The sequence below is a fragment of the Myxococcus sp. CA023 genome, from assembly GCF_010998615.1.
Taxonomy (GTDB): domain Bacteria; phylum Myxococcota; class Myxococcia; order Myxococcales; family Myxococcaceae; genus Myxococcus.
Map to the genome: position 1 here is coordinate 144,340 of NZ_JAAEAH010000003.1, position 19,820 is coordinate 164,159.

3 protein-coding genes are annotated in these 19,820 nt (G+C 69.4%); all 3 read right to left on the bottom strand.

The features are described 5' to 3' along the window. Nucleotides 1-27: 27 nt before the first annotated feature. From F8M74_RS01755 to F8M74_RS01765, 3 genes are read right to left on the bottom strand one after another with little or no spacing between them, the layout of a single operon-like run. Complete coding sequence (locus tag F8M74_RS01755; protein ID WP_141252772.1) at nucleotides 28-1,356, bottom strand: MFS transporter; 1,329 nt, start codon at nucleotides 1,354-1,356, stop codon at nucleotides 28-30. After that, entirely contained in the window at nucleotides 1,353-5,513 is a 4,161-nt protein-coding gene (locus F8M74_RS01760; RefSeq protein ID WP_141252771.1) for an amino acid adenylation domain-containing protein, read from the bottom strand. Before F8M74_RS01760 ends, F8M74_RS01755 begins: the two co-directional genes overlap by 4 nt. After that, entirely contained in the window at nucleotides 5,506-19,746 is a 14,241-nt protein-coding gene (locus F8M74_RS01765; protein ID WP_141252770.1) for a non-ribosomal peptide synthase/polyketide synthase, read from the bottom strand. The genes F8M74_RS01760 and F8M74_RS01765 overlap by 8 nt, the downstream gene beginning before the upstream one ends. Nucleotides 19,747-19,820: the final 74 nt, after the last annotated feature.

Below are 19,820 nucleotides of genomic sequence, written 5' to 3' on the forward strand. Positions count from 1 at the left end.
TGGGAAGTCGTGGGAAGAGGGGAGGGTTCAGGGGCTCGCCGCGGGTTCGACGGAAGGCGCGGCCTGAGGGGGGGCCTCCAGCTCACGCAGCGGGCGGTAGAGCGTGGACAGCAGCGTCATGAGGACCGCCAGCACGCCCGCGATGAGGAACATCAAGGCGATGCCGCGGCCCGGGCCCTCGCCGACGAACGCACCCAGCAGGGGGACGAGCTTTCCTCCCGAGGCCATGGCGGGTTCGAAAACGTGGTCCGCCAGCGGCCCGGCGATCGTGTACGCCAGCGGCAACATGGCCCCGGTGATGGTGCTGGTGAAAGCGAAGACACGGCCGCGCAGCGCCAGGGGCACGATGCGCTGGAGGAGGGTCTGGCTGGAGCCGTTGATGATGGGGAGGCCGAAGAAGAACGCGAAGGCGACACCGGCCAGCACGGGAACGGAGGTGGCCAGCCCGACGCAGATGAGCGCGAGTCCACAGGTGAGCTGGAACCCGAGCAAGCCATTCACCAGTCGCTTGGGGCCGCCCCAGGCGCTGATGACCAAGCTGCCCGCCAACATGCCCACGCCACCCGCGGTGGTGAGCGCGCCCAGGGTGCGCACGTCCGCGAAGGACAGGACCAGCGGGGTGACGAGGACCTCGACCGTGCCGGTCAGGAAGTTGCTGGCCGCGAGGAAGCCAATGAGCGCCAGGAGTCCTGGGGTGGCGCGCAGGTATGCACCGCCAGCCCGAATCGACTCGAGCAGCGGCACCCTCTCTTCGCCGGACGACGACACGAGGTGCTCCCGGGGGATTCGCGCCAGGAGCAGGGGCAGCGCGCCGAGCACGAGCGTCGTCGCGTCGATGAGCAGGATGCCCTTGAGTTCAATGAGCTCCATCAGGGTGGCGCTCAACATGGGGGCCACCAGTTGGGAGAACGCGAGCCCGACCTGCACCAATCCGTTGGCCCGCCCCAGATGCTGCGGTGGCACCACCGTGGAGACGAGCACGGCGAAGGCCGGCTGCTGGAACGCGCTGGCCGTCGACACCACGGCGGTCGTGACGTAGGCGTGCCAGGGTTGGAGCAAGCCATTGAACAGCAACAGCGCCAGCACGAGGCTCGACAGTCCGGCGGCCGCGTCGCTGAGCACCAGCACCCAGCGGCGGTTCCAGCGGTCCACGAGCGCTCCGGCCACCGGCCCGAGCAGGATGGCGGGCAGCGTCGCGGAGAGCATGACCAGCGCGTACTGCGTCACGTCGCCCGTCGTCTTGTACGTCCAGACGCCGAGCGCGAAGCTCGTCAGCCCCGAGCCCAGCAGTGACAGGACCTGTCCCAGCCAGATGACGACGGCGGACTTCATGGGGAAGGACGGCGCCGCCGTCATCGAATGGCTCCGGCCCGGACGAGGCCCTGGCGCACGAGCTCCGCCAGCACCTGGACGTGCGGCGCGGCCAGCATCGTCATGTGGTCTCCTGGCACCGTCACGGGCGTGACGGCCGTGGAGGCGTGGCGGCCCCAGCCCCAGCTCGGGTCGTCCGCGAAGGACTCGGGGACGATGCCGTCTTCCTCGTGCCGCTCCTGGGCCCGGAAGAGGGCGACGGGAATGGGGAGCGTGTCCCGGGGGACGTAATCAATCTCGTACGCGGCCTTGTAGACGTCGATGAACCCTTGGACCTGCTGGCTGTCCGCGCCGTCGGGGAGGAGTCCCGCCTGGACCAGCCTGCGCGTCAGGTGCTCGCGGCGCGCTTCGGCAGACAGCGGGCGGAGTGCCTCGGCGGAGATGCCCAGGTCCACGCCGTAGAGGCGGCCCGCCGTGCTCGCGACGGAGGCCATCCAGTCCGCGTCGTCGAATGGGGGCGCCTCGCTCGGCGGGGCCTCGTTCACCGGGACGGTGGTGTTGAGGATGCCCAGGAAGGCAATCGACTCGCCCTGCTTCCGGAGCTGCTGCGCCATCTCGAAGGCGACCCAGCTACCGAAGGAGTGGCCCAGCAGGTGGTATGGCCCCTGCGGTTGCACGTGCTTGAGCGCTTCGATGTAGCACGCGGCCATCTCCTCAACGGAGTGGTGCGGCTCCGCGCGTCCATCCAGCCCGCGTGCCTGGAAGGCATGCACCGGTAGGGTGGGGCCCAGTGCCTGGGCCAGATCGCGAAGGTAGACGGCGTTTCCACCGGCGCCCGGGACGCAGAACAGGGCGGGGCGGTTGGATCCCGGCTGGAGCGTCACCAGTGGCGACCATGGCGCGGGCGACGTCTCTTCGTGAAGCGCCTTGGCGAGCTGCTCCAGCGCGGGGTTCTGGAAGAGGACCGACAGCGGAAGGGCGCGGCCGAATTGCTCACGGATTCGCACCATCAGCCGGACGGCCAGCAGTGAATGGCCGCCCTGGTCGAAGAAGTTGTCGTGCACGCCGATGGGGCGCACTGCCAGCAGCTCCTCCCAGATGGCCGCGAGCCGGGTCTCCACCTCGTCGCGCGGAGCGACGAAGCCGTCCTGCGCGTCGCGGCGGACGCTCTCTGGCGCGGGCAGGGCCTTGCGGTCCACCTTGCCGTTGGGGGTGAGCGGGAAGGCGGCCAGGATGACGAAGGCCGCGGGCACCATGTACGGCGGCAGGTGCTTCTTGAGGTGCTGCCGCAAGTCATCGGCCGTGGCCATGTCTGGCGTCGTGAGCGTGAGGTAGGCGACGAGCTGCTTGTTGCCAGCGTCCTCGTGGACGAGCAGCTCCACGGCCTGGACCGCGGAGTGCTCCAGCAGCTTCGCCTTGATTTCATCCAGTTCGATGCGGTGGCCGCGAATCTTCACCTGCGTGTCGTTGCGGCCGATGAAGGCGAGGGTGCCGTCCTCCGTGTAGCGGGCCAGGTCGCCCGTGCGGTACAGGCGGGCGCCCGGTGTGGCACTGAAGGGATTGGGCACGAAGCGCTCGGCGGTCAGGTTCGACTGGCCCCAGTAGCCACGCGCGAGCCCGTCGCCGCCCACGAAGAGTTCTCCCGGAATGCCGATGGGCACCGGCTGCATCGCGCTGTCCAGCAGGTACATCTGGGTGTTGGCGAAGGGCCGGCCAATGGGGACGATCTGCTCGCTGGGCGTGGGCTCGGGCTGTTCGAAGTACGTGCTGTCGATGGTGGCTTCGCTCAGGCCGTAGGAACTCACCAGCCGCGTGTCCGGTCCGCATAGGCCGCGGAGCTGGTGGTACTCGCGCATATCCCAGGTGTCCGAGCCGACGATGAGCAGGCGCATGAAGTCCAGCCGGAGGTCGTGCTCCTGGAGGTACCCCATCAGCAGCCGGACCACGGCGGGGACGAACTCGCCGCTGTCCACCTGCTCTCGCTGCATCAAGCTGTAGAGCTTTTCGGGCTCGAGCAGCCATTCACGCGGGCACAGGACCAGCGTCTTCCCTGAGCCGAGCGCCCGGGCGAGGTCGCCGGAGAACACGTCGAAGGAGAAGCTCGCCATCTGGAGGTGGGCGCGCAGCTCGGGCAGCCGGTAGTCGCGCTCCCAGGCGAGGTAGGCGTTGGCGAAGCTCCGGTGCGAAATCATCACGCCCTTGGGGCGGCCCGTGGAACCTGACGTGTAGACGACGTAGGCGAGGTGCTCCGGGCTCGCGCCGCCCTCGGGCGTCGTCGTGGGCATCGCGGTGATGGCGTCCGCGTCCGAGTCGATGGCCACCACGGGTAGCCGCGGCGCGGACAGGAGGGACGCCAGTCCCTGGCGGGTGATGAGCACCGCGGGCCGGCTGTCCGCGAGCATCAGAGCCGTCCGCTCCGGGGGATAAGACGGGTCCAGAGGTACGTAGGCGCCGCCCGCCTTGAGCACGGCGAGCACCGCGACGACCATGTCCACGGAGCGGTCCAGGAAGACGCCGGTGATTCGCTCGGGCCCCACGCCCACGGAGCGCAGGTGGTGCGCCAGTTGGTTGGCCTTCGCGTTCAGCTGTGCGTAGGTGAGCCGGCGTTCGGGGTCGGTGACGGCGATGGCGTCGGGTGTGCGCGCTGCGTGCGCCTCGATGAGGTGATGGATGCACGTGCCCGGTGGCACGTCGAGCCGGGCCTGGTTCCAGTCGCGCAGGATGCGCTGACGCTCATTCGCCGGAAGCACCGGCAGCTCGATGAGCCGCTGTGCCGGGTTCGCGGCGATGCCCGCGAGCAGTGTCTGGAAGTGGGCGACCATCCGCTCGACGGTGGAGGCGTCGAAGAGGTCTCGGTTGTACTCCCAGATGCCTTGAAGGCCGCCGGCCTCCTCGGAGAACCACAGCGTCAGGTCGAACTGCGCGAAGGCTTCACCGGAGACGCTGAAGGATTCCATGCGCAGCGCGCCCAGCTCGGCTGGGGGCGTGGGCGTGTTCTGGAGCACCAGCATCACCTGGAAGAAGGGGGAGTGGCTGGTGTCGCGCGACGGCGCCAGCTCCTCCAGCAGCTTCTCGAAGGGAATGTCCTGGTGCCCGTAAGCCCCCAGCGTCACATCCACCACGCGCCGCAGTAGCTCCCGGAAGGTGGGATTGCCTTCGAGCCCCGTGCGCATGACGAGCGTGTTGAGGAAGAAGCCGATGAGCGGTTCCACCTCCGTCCGGTTCCGGTTCGCGATGTACGTGCCGACGCTGATGCGCGGCTCGCGCGTGTAGCGGTGGAGCAGCGCCTGGAGCGCCGCCAGCAGCACCATGTAGAGCGACGCCTTCTCCTGAGTCCCCAGCGTCTTCAACTGCTGGGCTACGTCAGGGGCGACCTGGAAGCTCCGCTTGCCACCCGCGTAGGTGCGCACGCGCGGGCGCGGCCTGTCGGTGGGCAACTTGAGCGCGCTGTCGCTCCCTTCGAGATGCTGGCGCCAGTAGTCGAGCTGCGACGCCAGCACGTCGCCCTGCATCCATTGCTGCTGCCACGCCGCGAAGTCCGCGTACTGGAGCGGGAGCTCCGGCAGCGGTGACGGCTTGTCCTGAGAGAAGGCGGCATAAAGCGCCGTCAGTTCCTGGACGAAGATGCCGGTGGACCAGCCGTCCGACACGATGTGGTGCACGACGAGCAGGAGGACGTGGTCCTCGTCGTCCATGCGCACCAGCCTCGCGTGGAGCAGCGGCCCCGCCGCGAGGTCGAAGGACGTCCCCGCGAGCTGAAGCGCCAGATCCTCGCACAGGGGCTCGCGCTGGGTGCCTGGCAGGTAGCTCAGGTCCAGCACGCCCAGCGACAGCATCAGCTCCGGGAGGATGCGCTGCTGGGGGTCGCCGTCCTTCGCGACGAAGGTCGTGCGCAGTACCTCGTGGCGCCGGATGACCTCGTTCAGCGCACGCTCCAGGGAGGGGACGTGGAGCGGCCCGGTGAGGCGCACGAACTCCGGGATGTTGTAGGCGGGCGTCCCGGGCTCGAACTGGTCCAGGAACCAGAGCCGGCGTTGCGGGAAGGAGAGAGGAAGCGGCTGCTCCCGAGAGACGCGCGGGATGCCGGGCGTGCGTGCCTCTTCCTTCGGCGCGGCGACCACGTTCTGCTGTCGCAGCTTCTTGAGCACCGCCTCGCGCTTCTCCGGGGAGAGGCCCGCGAGCTTCTTGAGCAGGTCACTCATTCGTCCCCTCCAGGAGCTTCTCCAGGTCCGCGTCCGAAAGGTCGCCGACTTCCTCCATGGCGGAGGCCAGCGCGGCTTCGTCCACGCCTTCCAACTGCGCGAGCACCACCTGCTCGGCCATCCCCGCGATGGTGGGGTGCTCGAAGAGGGCGCGCAGCGGCAGCGTCACCTGGAACATCGCGTTGGTGCGCGAGATGATCTGCGTGGCCAGCAGCGAGTGCCCGCCCACGTCGAAGAAGTCGTCCGTGACGCCTAGCGACGACTGGCCCAGCACGTCCTTCCAGAGCGTGAGCAGGCTCGACTCCGTCTCCGAACGCGGTTCGACGAGCCGCTGCTCGCCCGTGCGCTGAGTTGCGTCCGGCGCAGGGAAGGCCTTGCGGTCCACCTTGCCGTTCGGGCTGAGGGGGATGGCCTCCAGGCGCACGAAGACGGCCGGCACCATGTAGTCGGGCAGTCTCTCTCTCAGGTGGTCGCGGAGCACCGCCGTGTCGCGGATGTCCGGGCCCACCACGTAGGCGACGAGGCGGCGGGGTGTCCCCGGGTCCTCGCGCAGCAGAACCACCGCGCCCTGGACGGCCGGGTGCTTGCCGAGCGCGGACTCGATTTCGCCCAACTCGACGCGGAAGCCGCGCAGCTTCACCTGCGTGTCCGCCCGGCCGAGGAACTCCAGGTCGCCTCCCAGCAGGTACCGCGCCCGGTCTCCCGTGCGGTAGAGCCGCGCACCAGGCTCGGTGGCGAACGGGTCGGGGACGAAGCGCTCCGCGGTCAGGTCGGGGCGGTGGCAGTAGCCGCGCGCCACGCCCTCGCCGCCGATGAAGAGCTCGCCCGCGATGCCGGCCGGCACCGGCTGTTGGTGCGTGTCCAGCACGTAGAGCCGGTTGTTGGCGAAGGGACGGCCAATGGGGACCAGCTGCGTGTCGCCGGGGCCCAGGTCGCCGCTTTCGAACCACGTGCTGTCAATGGTCGCCTCGCTGACGCCATACGAGTTGATGAGCCGCGTGTCGTCGCCGATGACGGCCTGGAGCCGGTGGTACTCGTTCACGTACCAGGCGTCGGAGCCGGCCACGAGCACGCGCATGAAGTCCAGCGACTGGCCCGTCTCCTCCAGGTGCTGGAGCAGTCCGCGCAGCACGGCCGGGACGAACTCGGCGCAGTCCACGGCATGTTCCTTCATCAGCGCGAGCAGGCGGGGCGGTTCGAGCAGCCACTCACGCGGGCAGAGCACCAGCTTGCCGCCCGAGCACAGGGCTCGGGACAGGTCTCCCGCGAACACGTCGAAGGAGAAGCTCGCCATCTGCAGGTGGCTGCGGCAGTGCTCCCGCAGCCCGTAGCTCCGCTCCCAGCCGAGGTACGCATTGGTCCAGCTCCGGTGGGAGATCATCACGCCCTTGGGCGTGCCCGTGGAGCCGGAGGTGAAGACGACGTACGCCAGACCGTCCAGCGTGGTGAGCCGCGTGGGGGCCTGGGTGGGCAGCGCGGCGCGGGCTGGTGCCTCCGTGTCCAGCAGGTAGAGCGACACCTCCGGGTTGACGAAGGTCTCCACCAGGGACTGCTGGGTGAGCAGCAGGGAGAGCCGGGCTTCCGTGGCCATGCGCGCCAGTCGCTCGGCCGGGTAGGTGGGATCGAGCGGGACGTAGGCTCCGCCCGCCTTGAGGATGCCCAGCAGTGCCACCAGCAACTCCGGCGTCCGCTCCAGGCACACGCCCACCAGCACCTCGGAGCCAATGCCCCGGGAGCGCAGGTGGTGCGCGAGCTGGTTCGCCTTCGCTTCGAGCTGGCCGTACGTGAGCGAGCCCGCATCCGGCGCGACCACGGCGACCGCGTCCGGCGTCCGCTGGGCCTGTGCCTCGAAGAGTTCGTGGAGGCACGCGCCCAGTCCAGGCACGTGCGTGTCGTTCCAGTCGAACAGCACCTCGCGACGGGCCTCCTGCGTGAGCAGCGACAGCTCCCACAGGTGCTTGTCCTCCGCGTCGAGGATTCCTACCAGGACCGTCTGGAGCTGCTCCAGCAGCCGCTCCATGGCCTCCGCGCCGAGGCGCGGAGACTCGAAGTCCAGGTTCAGCATCAGCTGCTTGTCCGCATGGGCGGAGAGCGTCAGCGGATAGTTGGTGCGCTCCTGGGCGATGACATCGCGCACCTCCAGCGCGCCCGCGCCCTGCCGCACCGAGTCCTCCACGGGGTAGTTCTCGAAGACGACGAGGCTCTCGAAGAGCGGGGTGCCACGCGGAACGGGGCTCCAGCCCTGGACCTTCACCAGCGGCGCGTACTCGAATGGAGCCCGTTCCACCTGCCACGCCTGGAGCGCCTTCAGCCAGTCCACCACCTTGCTCTGGGCCGGCAGCGACACGCGGGCCGGCAGCGTGTTGATGAACAGGCCCACCATCTGCTCCACGCCCGGCAGCTCCGGCGGTCGGCCCGCGACGGTGACGCCGAAGACGACGTCGTCCTGGCCCGCGTGACGTCCGAGCACCAGGGCCCAGGCCGCCTGGACCAGCGTGCTGAGCGTCACCTGGTGCCGCCGCGATAAGGCACGGAGCTGCTCCGTCACGTCGGCGGACAGGTGGACCTTGCGCTCGCCCATGACCTGCGCAGCGGTGCGCGCCTGGCCTCCCGTTTCACCGGGGAGGGGCGTGGGTTCGCCGAAGCCTCGCAGTGCCTGCTTCCACCATGCCTCCGCCTGCGAAATCTCCCGGCTCTGGAGCCAGGCGATGTAGTCGCGGAACACCGGCGGCTGCTCCAGACGCACCGGCTGCTGACGGAGCTGCGCGTCGTAGATGGCCAGCATTTCGTTGAGGACGCGGCCCACGCTCCAACCATCGAGCAGCAAGTGGTGGAAGCTCCACACCACGCGCCACGTCCGAACGCCCAGGCGCAGGACACCCACGCGCATCAGCGGCGCCTGCTTCAAGTTGAAGCCTCGCGCCCGGTCCGCGTCCATCCAGGCCGACAGCCGGGTCTGCTGCTCCGGCTCGGACAGGTGGCTCCAGTCCTGCTCCTCCCACGGCAGCACGGACTTGCGGTTCACGAGTTGGAGCGGCGCTTCCAGTTCCTCACCCACGAAGCTGGTGCGGAGGATGGGGTAGCGCGCCATCACCTGCTGCCAGGCCTCGCGCAGCGCCTCGCGGTTGAGGTCCGCGTCCAACGTCCACGCCGCGCGCTCGAAGTACATCCCCGAGTCCGGGTCGAGCATGGCGTGGAAGAGCATGCCCTGCTGCATGGGAGACAGCGGGTAGAGGTCCTCCATCTCCGGGTGTGACTGCATCAGGCCGTTCAGCGTGGCCTGCGTCACCTTCGCCAGCGGGAAGTCCACGGGGGAGAACCTCGCCGCGTCCTCGCCGCGTCGCTGGTCCACCAGGGCCCGGAGCGCGTGGACGTAGCCTTGCGCCAGTGCACCCACGGTGGTGCGCTGGTGCAGCGCCTCGCTGTAGGTGAAGGACACCTCCAGCTTGCCGCCCAGGACGTGTGCATTCACCTCCAGCACCTGCCGCCGCTGGCCGAGCGCACCCTGCTGCGCGCCGAAGGGCTCGTCCGCGGGCGCCAGCAGCGACGAGGTGGGCAGGGCCGAGTCGAGCTGGCCCAGGTAGTTGAAGGCCACCGGCGCTTCCGGCTGCGCACGGAGCTGCGCGCCTCGCGCGTCCTGGCGCAGGTAACGCACCAGCCCGTAGCCCAGGCCCTTGCGCGGCACCTGCCGCAGGGAATCACGCACGGCGCGGAGTTCGTCACCCACGCTGCCATCTCGGGGCAGCTCCAGCGTCACCGGGTAGGCGCTGGTAAACCAGCCCACGGTGCGGCTCAGGTCCACGTCGTCGAACAGGTCCTCTCGGCCGTGGCCTTCCAGTTGGACACGCAGCCGGCGCTGTCCCGTCCAGGTGGAGAGTGCCTGCGCGAGCGCCGTCAGCAGCACCTCGTCGATGCGGGCACGCCAGGCCGTCGGCACCTCCTGAAGCAGGAGCCGGGTCTCCTCGGCCTCCAACGCCACCGTCAACGTGCGCGCGGACGCCAATGAGTTGTCGCCGTCGGTGGTGTCAACGGGGAGCGGCGCCGTGTCTTCACCCTGGCTCAGCCAGTAGTCGGCCTCGTGCTCCAGCTCCGTGCTGGCCGCGAAGGACTCCAAGCGGCGAGCCCACGCTTGGAAGGACGTCGTCTTCGGCGGCAGCGCCACCGGCTGCCCCTGGCTGAGCTGCTGGCACGCCGTCTCCAGGTCCATGAGCAGCACGCGCCAGGACACGGCATCCACCGCGAGGTGGTGGATGCCGAGCAGCAACCGGTCGCCACGCTGCGGACCCAGGTGGAAGCGCACGGCCGCCACCAGCGGAGCCTCCTCCAGCCGGAAGCCCGCCTGGGCACGCAGGCCTTCTTCCTCCAATGCGGCGCGCTGCGCGGCCTCGTCCAGTCCGGACAGGTCCACCTCCCGCAGCGTCACGGTGTGGTCGATCCCCAGGCTCTCCTGACGCCAGCCATCGGTGGTCCGTTCGAAGCGCAGGCGGAGCGCGTCGTGGTGCGCGACCAGGGCCCGCAGCGCGTCCTGGAGAACGGATGCGGCGACGGGCTGACGCAGTCCCAGCAGCAGCGACTGGTTGTAGTGATGGAGGTGCGGGAGCTGCCACTCGAAGAACCAGTGCTGGATGGGCGTGAGCGGGACGGCGCCCGTCACTGGTCCCTGCTCGCTCTCCACGACCTGGGCCTGACCCACGTGGGGGGCCAAGGCGGCGATGGTCTGGTACTGGAAGAACTGACGGGGGCTGATGTGAAGCCCGGCCTCCAGCGCCCGCGCGATGACCTGGATGCTGATGATGGAGTCGCCACCCAGCTCGAAGAAGTTGTCGTGGATGCTGACGCGCTCGCGGGACAGCACCGTCGCCCAGATGTCCGCCAGCGTCTGCTCCACCGGGTTGCGGGGCGCGACGTGGACGTGCTCGCGCTTCACCTGCTCCTGCACCAGCGAGGGCAGGGCCTTGCGGTCCACCTTGCCGCTGGGAGTCAGCGGCATGGCCTTCAGCATGATGAAGGCAGACGGCACCATGTACTCGGGCAGACGTGACTCCAGGGCCCGGCGCAGGGCGTCCTGTTCGGGCGGCTGCTCCACATCGTCAGCGACGACGTAGGCCACCAGTTGCTTGCGGCCCGGTGCCTCCTCCCGCACCAGCACCGCGGCGTCCTGCACCTCCGGGTGCTCGGCCAGCGCCGCTTCGATTTCGCCCAGCTCGATGCGGAAGCCACGTAGCTTCACCTGGTGGTCCAGGCGGTCCAGGAACTCCAGTCGCCCTTCGGCCAGCCAGCGCACCCGGTCTCCCGTTCGGTACAGCCGTCCTCCGGGCTCCACCGCGAACGGGTCCGGCACGAAGCGCTCGGCGCTCAGGTCCGGCCGGCCCAGGTAACCGCGAGCGACGCCCGCGCCGCCGATGAACAGCTCACCCGGTACGCCCACGGGCACCGGCTGCATCTGGCCATCCAGCACGTAGAGCCGGACGTTGGCCCACGCACGGCCGATGCCCAGCCGGTCGGGGTCCACGGCTTCGTCCACCGATGCGCAGATGGTCGCCTCGGTGGGGCCGTACGCGTTGATGAAGCGGCAGGACTTCAGCCACCGGCGCGCCAGCTCCGGCGAGCAGGCCTCGCCCGCGGAGACGACGGACTCCAGCTTCGGCAACGTCTCCGGCTCCAACTGCGCCAGCACCGACGGCGTCAGCGTGACGCCTGTTATCTCCTGCGCGGTCAACAGGCCCTGGAGCGGCGCGCCGGGCATGATGGCGTCCCGGGGAGCAAGGCAGAGCTGCGCGCCCGCGAGCAGCGTGGAGAACACCTCGCACACCGACGCATCGAAGCCGAAGGCGGCGAACTGAAGCACGCGGCTCTTCTCGTGGACGCGGTGGGCCTGGATGGCGGCCAGCGCCGTGTTGCACAGGCCCCGGTGCGTCAGCAGCGTGCCCTTGGGGCGACCCGTCGAGCCCGACGTGAAGATGATGTACGCGAGGTTGTCCTCGGACATCTCCACCGCGAGCGGCGTCTGCGGTTGGCTGGCGATGAGCGGCCAGTCCGTGTCCAGGCAGACCAGCAACCCGAGCGCGGGAAGCTCATCCGCCAGGTGCTCCTGCGTGACGAGCACCGGGATGGCCGCGTCGCGCATCATCAGCGTCAGCCGCTCTACGGGGTACGACGGGTCCAGCGGCAGCCACGCGCCGCCGGCCTTGAGGATGCCAAGGATGCCCACCACCAGCTCCAGCGAGCGGTCCACGCACAGGCCCACGCGGACCTCGGGGCCCACGCCGGACGCCTTCAGGTGCCAAGCGAGCTGGTTCGCCCGCGCGTCCAACTCGCGGTAGGTGAGCTGCTGTCCCTCGAAGGACACAGCCACCGCGTCTGGCGTCCGCGCCGCCTGTTGCTCGAAGACGTGATGCACGCAGAGGCCCGGGCTTCGGGGCGTGGCAGTGTCGTTCCATGCCAGCAGCGACTGCTGCCGCTCCGCCTGGGACAGCAGCGGGAGGCGGGAGACGCGCTCGTCTGGCACGGCCATGGCGCCCAGGAGCAGCTCACGCAGGTTACCCATCATCCGGTCGATGGTGGCCGCGTCGAACAGGTCGGTGCTGTACTCGCACAGACACTCCAGGCCCTGCTCGGTCTCCGTGGCCACCCACGTCATGTCGAACTTGGCGGCGCCGGTGGTGCTGGTCTCCTCGCGCAGCGTCAGCCCGTCCAGGTGGAGGTCGGAGGATGGTGCGTTCTGGAGGATGAGCTTCACCTGGAACAGCGGCGAGTAGCTGAGGTCGCGCTCCGGGTTGAGCGCCTTTACCAACTCCTCAAAGGGGAGGTCCTGGTGAGCGTAGGCATCGAGCGCCACCCGCCGCGTCTGTGCCAGCATGGCCCGGAAGCTGGGGTCCCCACTCAGGTCGCCGCGCATGACGAGCTGGTTGACGAAGAAGCCAATGAGCCCTTCGGTGCCGGAGCGGTTGCGGTTGGCGATGTCCGTGCCAACGACGATGTCCGTCTCGCCGGTGTACCGGTGCAGCAGCGCCTGGAAGGCGGCCATCACCGCCATGAACGGGGTGACGCTCTCCTTCCGGCAGAGCGCTTGCAACGCCTTGGCCGCGTCCACGGGCAGCAGCACGCCCTGGTGCGTGGCGCCGCGGAAGCTCTGCACGGGCGGCCGTGGACGGTCGGTGGGGAGGTCCAGGTTGGGCGGAGCCCCGGCGAGCCGCTGCTTCCAGTAGTCGAGCTGCCGTTCCAGCACGGGGCCTGACAGCCATTCCCGTTGCCACCGCGCGTAGTCCGCATACTGGACGGGCAGGGCGGCCAGCGGCGGCGGCTGGCCCGTGGACAGGGCGCCGTAGAGCTCGGCGACCTCGCGGACCAGTACGGACAGCGACCAACCGTCGGCGATGATGTGGTGCAGGGTCAGCAGCAGCAGGTGTTCCTGGTCATCCAACTGGATGAGCCCCATCCGGCAGAGCGGGCCGCGAGTCAGGTCGAAGGGACGGCGGGCATCTTCGTCGGACAGGCGTCGCGCTTCGGCTTCACGTCGCTCGGGTGGGAGGCCGCGCAGGTCGACAGTCTCCACCTTCGGTGCCGCGGGCGGGTGGATGACCTGGACGGGCGTCTGGCCATTCATCCGGAACGTCGTGCGCAGCGACTCGTGGCGGCGGATGAGCGCCTCCAGGCAGCGCTGCACGGTGTCCGGGTCCAACGCGCCCGTCAGCCGGATGACGGCGGGCATGTTGTAGAAGGGGCTGTCCGGCTCCATCTGGTACAGGAACCAGAGCCGCTGCTGCGCGAAGGACAGGGGCAGCTCGCCGTCGCGAGAGGAGGGCTGGAGCGGTGGGGGCGGTGCTTCACCGGCCTGCTGGGCCTGGAGCACCTGGACGCGCTCCGACAGCGTGGCGATGGTAGGCGCCTCGAAGAGCGCGGCGATGGGCAGCTCCACGCCGAAGGCCTCGCGAATCCGCGACACCACGCGCGTGGCCAGCAGCGAGTGGCCGCCCAGGTCGAAGAAGTGGTCGTGGATGCCAGTCTGGGTCGTGCGCAGCACGTCCGACCAGATGCTGGCCATCAACTCCTCGGTGCCGTTTCGCGGCGTCGCGCGGGACTCGGAGGAGAGCATGCCGTCGGGGACGGGCAGGGCCTTGCGGTCCACCTTGCCATTGGCCGTGAGTGGCAGGGCCTCCAGCGCGACCAGGGCGGCGGGCACCATGTGCTCGGGCAGCCGCTGCTGGAGGAAGGCGCGCACGCCGGCCGTATCCGCTGCCGTGTCTGCGTGCGGGATGACGTAGGCGGCCAGCCGCTGGTCCCCAGGGACGTCTTCGCGCACGATGACGACTGTGTCCCGCACGGACGCGTGCTGGCGGATGGTGGCTTCGATTTCGCCCAGCTCGATGCGATAGCCGCGCAGCTTCACCTGTCCATCGCGGCGTCCGAGGAACTCCAGCGTGCCGTCCGACAGGAAGCGAGCCTGGTCCCCCGTGCGGTAGAGGCGCTGTCCCGGACTCTGACCGAACGGGTCCGGCACGAAGCGCTCGGCCGTGAGGGCGGGGCGGCCCAGGTAGCCGCGCGCCACGCCGGTGCCTCCGATGTAGAGCTCGCCTGAGACACCCACGGGCACTGGTTGCATGCGCGCGTCCAGGACGTAGAGCGCCGTGTTGGCGATGGGCCGGCCGATGGGGACGATGCCGTCGGGCAACTCACACACGCTGACGTCATGGGTGGAGCAACCGACCACCGTCTCCGTGGGGCCGTACTCGTTGATGAGCCGGACCTGGGGCGCGTGCTTCCGCCAGAAGGCGACGGTGGAGGGCGGCAAGGCCTCGCCACCCACGACGAAGGTGCCAGTCAGCTTCGACAGTGCCTCCGGCGTCATCAGCCCGGACAGCACCTGGAGGTGAGCCGGCGTGAGCTTGACCAGGTCATGCCCTGTCGGCTGCTGGAGCGCGAGCGCGAGCGCTTCCACCTCCCGCCCCGACGGCACCAGGTGAACGGCTCCCCCCGCGAGCAGCGGCGTGAGGAGGCTGGTGATGGTGGCGTCGAACGCGATGGACGTGTGGACCAGCGAGCCCTGGCCCGGCTTCACCGCGTAGGCGTCCTGGGCCCACGTCAGGTAGTTGAGCAGCCCTCGCTGCGTGAGCAACGTGCCCTTGGGCAGACCCGTGGAGCCCGAGGTGTAGATGACGTACGCGAGGGAGTCCCCAGAGGCGGTCGAAATCGGTGCCTCTGTCGGCAACGTCGCCAGCCGGATCGCTTCCTGTTCCACCAGGAGCCGAGGAACGCTGGCGCCCGTGAACGTGGCCTCTTGCGTCTTCGTGGTGAGCAGCACCACGGCGCGCGAATCGGACAGCATGTAGGCCAGGCGCTCGGCGGGGTAGCTCGGGTCCAGCGGCAGGTAGGCCGCGCCGGCCTTGAGCGTTGCCAGGAGGCTGGTGACCAACTCGACGGAGCGGTCCATGCCGAGCGCCACCACGCGCTCCGGGCTCGCGCCCAACGACAGCAGATGATGCGCGAGCTGGTTGGCGCGCGTGTCCAGCTCCCGGTACGTCAGCGTCCGTTCGCCATCGACCACGGCGAGCGCATCCGGCGTGGCGGCGGCGCGAGCCTCGAAGCGGGAGAGGAACGTGGGCTCCATGGGCAGCGCGGCGGCGGTGTCGTTCCACTCCACCAGCATCCGGCGCTGCACGTCGGCGGGCAGCGGACTGGAAGTGTGGTGCGGGGCCTCGGCCTCGAAGGCCAGCGCGTGGAGGACGCGCGCGAAGCACGCGCCAATCTGCTCCACCTGGGCGTGGTCCAGCTCGACGGCGTTGTAGTCCAGCTCCAGCGTGAGCTCCTGCGTGTGAGGCTCGGTCTGGAAGTGGACGGCGAGGGTGACGTTGGTGCCCTCGGAGCGGATGGTGCTCAGCGCCTCCAGCTCCGCGAGCGTGCCCGCGATGTCGTGGAGGACGTGGAAGTGCATGTAGTTGAACATGACTTCGTAGAGCGTCTCGCGGCCCCACTGCCGCTGAATCTCCGCCATGGGGTAACGGCGGTACGGGTAGAGCGCGCGCTCCGCGTCGAAGGCTGCGCGGACCAGCGACAGCCAGCTGCCCGGGGCCAGCTTCAGGCGGAAGGGCACCGTGTTGAGGAAGATGCCGCGCAGCTTCGAGCCATCGCCTTCCTCGGGGCGGCTGTTGACGCCCGTGCCGGTGATGACGTCCTCCTGGCCGCTCAGCACGCTCATCACCTTGAGGTGCGACGCGAGCAGGATACTCTTGAATGGCACGCCCGCGGTCCGCGTCAGGGCATTCAGGCCTTCGCCCACTTCGGGGGAGATGGGCACCTTCACCGTGGCGATGCGCGGCTCACCCTCCGCCAGTGGACGGCGCCAGCGCGGCACGCGCATGACGTGTCCGTCCTCCAGCAGCTCGCGCCAGTAGCGTTGGTGGTCCTCGGACGCGAGGGCCTGCCGCTCCATGGCCACGAAGTCGCGGTAGGTGATGCTCAGCGGCTCGAAGCGCGGCGGCTCCTGGTGGTTCACCAGCGCGTAGTAGTGATTGAACATCTCCACCAACGTGGAGTGGAGGCTCCAGCCGTCGATGATGGCGTGGCACTCCGTGAGCGTGAACTGGAAGTCCCGTTCACCACGGATGTGGATGAAGAAGCGCAGCAGCGGAGGGCACGCGAGGTCGAAGTGTTGCTGCTTTTCGTCCTCCAACAGCTTGCGGACATCGGCGTCCTGCGCCTCGGTGGACAGGTGGCGGACGTCGGTGATCTCGACGGAGAGCTGGGCCTCGCGGTGCACCAACTGCAACGGCTCGCTGTACGACGTCATGTCGAACGCCGTCCGCAGCACGGGCTGCCGTGCCGTCACCACCTGCACGGCTTCCACGAAGCGCGCGGCGTCAAACGGCGCCTTCAGGCGCAGATGGAAGCTGTCCGTGTTGTGGTAGATGTTCGAGGTGGGCGCCAGCTCCATGTGGAAGAGCATTCCGGCTTGGATGCGGGCCAGCGGGTAGGCGTCCTCCACGCTTTTGGGCACCTTCGCCCGGTCCTCGGCGGAGATGAGGCTGAAGGGCTCGGTGCGCGGGAAGACCTCACGCGCGGGCTCCGCCTTCCCGGCGGCCTCCGCCAGCTCCGCCACCGTCTGGTGCTGGAAGAGCTGCTGCAACGAGAAGCGGATGTCCTGCTTCTGCGCCAGCGTGAGCACCTGGATGCTCAGGATGGAGTCGCCTCCCAGCGCGAAGAAGTTGTCATGGATGCCCACGCGCGGGACTTCCAGCACCTGCGCCCAGATGGCACAGAGGGCTTCCTCCGCCTTCGTCCGGGGCGCGACGTACGGGTCGGCCAGGTTCGCGCGGGCGCCCTCGGGCTCCGGCAGGGCCTTGCGGTCCACCTTGCCGTTCGCCGTGAGCGGGAAGCGCTCCATCATCACGAAGGCGCTGGGGACCATGTAGTCCGGCAGCTTGCCGAGCAGATGCTGGCGCAGCTCGTTGACACTGGGCGGAGGCTGTTCGGACGACGCGACGTAGGCCACCAGGGACTTGTTCCCGGGCGAGCCCTCACGCACGAGCACCAGCGCCTCACGCACCGCCGGGTGCAGGCTGAGCACCGTCTGGATTTCGCCCAGCTCGATGCGGAAGCCGCGAATCTTCACCTGGTGGTCGATGCGGCCCAGGTACTCGAGCTGCCCGTCCGCGGTGAAGCGCGCCAGGTCGCCCGTGCGGTAGAGCCGGGCACCGGGCTCGCGGCTGAACGGGTGGGGGACGAAGCGCTCCGCCGTGAGCTGCGGCCGGCCCAGGTAGCCACGTGCCAGGCCCGCGCCACCGACGAAGATTTCACCCGCCACGCCAATGGGCGCCGGCTCCATCCGCGCGTCCAGCACGTAGAGCTGGAGGTCGGGAATCGCGACGCCAATGGGGCTCTGCTGCGTGCGCTCCGCCTCGGCGGCATCCATGGGACGGTAGGTGACGTGCACCGTCGTCTCGGTGATGCCGTACATGTTGATGAGCCGCGGCTGGGTGTCCCCGTGCTTGCGGAACCAGGGCACCAGCGTGGCTGGCTCCAGGGCCTCGCCGCCAAATACGACGTAGCGCAGCGACAGGGGCGGCGCCTCCGCGCCAAGGCGCTCCTCGGCCTGGATGAGCTGACGGAAGGCCGCGGGCGTCTGGTTCAGCACCGTGACGCGCTCATCGCTCAGCAAGCGGAAGAAGGCATCCGGTGAGCGCGAGACGAGGTAGGGCACCACCACCACCCGGCCGCCGTAGAGCAGGGCGCCCCAGAGCTCCCAGACGGAGAAGTCGAAAGCGTACGAGTGGAACAGCGTCCACGCGTCGTTCTCGTTGAAGTGGAACCAGTGCTCCGTCGCCTCGAACAGGCGCATCACGTTGCCGTGCGGAAGCAGGGAGCCCTTGGGCAAGCCGGTGGAGCCCGAGGTGTAGATGACGTACGCAAGCTGCTCCCGCGTCGTCACGAGTCCGGGCGCGTGGGAGGGCTGCCGCGCCAGTTCCTCGGCGGCTTCATCCAGGATGAGCAGCGCCGCGCCTTCGGTGGGCAGGCGGTCGATGAGGGGCCGCTGCGTCACCACCAGCGACATCCGGCTGTCCGACACCATGAAGGACAGACGGTCCGCGGGATAGGTCGGGTCGAGCGGCACGTAGGCGGCTCCCGCCTTCAGGATGCCGAGGATGCCCACCACCGTGGCCAGGGAGCGCTTCACGCAGAGGCCCACCAATCCCTCGGGCTGGACGCCGCGCGCGATCAGCGCATGGGCCAGCTGGTTGGCCCGCCGGTCCAGCTCCGCGTAGGTGAGGCGCTCTCCATCGGCGACCACGGCGATGGCGCCGGGGCGCTGGCGCACTTGGGCCTCGAAGCGGCCGTGCAAGGTGTCCGTGCCCGGGAAGGACCTCCGCGCGGGCCAGACATCGAGGAGCTGGTGCCGCTCGGGTGAGGTGAGCAACGGCAGCGCGTCCAGGCGCAGCTCCGCGTTGGCCGCGACGCCCGCGAGCAGCGTCTGGAAGTGCCCCGAGAAGCGCTCCATGGTCGCGCGGTCGAAGAGGTCACTGTTGTACTCGACGAACCCGCGCAGGCCGTCCGGGGTCTCCTGGAGGTCCAGCGTCACGTCGAACTTCGACGTCCCCGGCTGCAGGTCCATCTGCTGGGTGGTGACGCCGGGCAGGGCCAGCGCCTGGCCCGCCATCCCCTGGAAGTTGAACGCGGCCTGGAACAGCGGCGTGTAGGCCAGGTTGCGGGCGGGCTGCACCGCCTCCACCAGCTTCTCGAACGGGATGTCCTGGTGCGCATAGGCGCCCAGCGTCGCCTCCTGCACGCGCTGGAGCAGCTCGCGGAAGGACGGGTTACCGGACAGGTCCGCGCGCAGCACCAGCGTGTTGACGAAGAAGCCGATGAGGCGCTCCGTCTGGACCCGGTTGCGGCTGTTCTGCGGCGCGCCGACCAGGATGTCCGTCTGGTGCGTGTAGCGCGACAGCAAGGCCTGGAACGCGGCCAGCACCGTCATGAAGAGGGTGGCGTTCTCACGCTGGCCCACCTGCTGGAGCGCCTTCACCAGCGCGGTCGGCAAGTGCAGGGGCAGGGCGTCTCCGCGCTGCGTCTGGACGGCGGGGCGCGGACGGTCCGTGGGGAGCTGCAACACGGGCGCGCCCGCGAGCTGCTGCTTCCAGTACGCCACGTGCGCGTCGAGCGCGCCTTCCGTCGCCATCCACTCGCGCTGCCACTCAGCGTAGTCCGCGTACTGGATGGGCAGCTCGGGCAGCTCCGGCTTTCGCTGGGCGATGAACGCGCCGTAGAGCTGCGTCATCTCGTGGATGAGGATGCCCAGCGACGCCCCGTCCGAGATGATGTGGTGCATCGTCAGCACCAGAACGTGGTCGGTGTCCGCCAGCCGCAGCAGCCGCGTGCGCAGCAGCGGGCCCTTCATCAGGTCGAAGGGCTGGCGAATCTCCTCGGTGGCGAGCCGCCGTGCTTCCGCCTCGCGCCCGTCCCGCGGCAATGACGAAAGGTCGGTGATGGCGAAGGACGCGGTGCCTTCGGGTGCGACGACCTGAACCGGCTGGCCCTCTTCCTGCGCGAAGGTGGTGCGGAGCGATTCGTGCCGTTCCACCAGGACGTCGAAGGCGCGCTGGAGCGCGGCCGTGTCGAGCGTTCCGCCGAGCCGGACCGCGCCAGCGATGTGGTAGCTCGGGTTCTCCGGCTGCATCAGATGGAGGAACCACAGCCGCTGCTGCGCGAAGGAGACGGGGAAGACGAAGGATTCAGCGGTCATGTCTGGGTGAGAACCGGCTGGCGAAGATTTGAGAGCGAGGAACGGGGCAGCGGCGGAACGGGCCACGCCAGTCG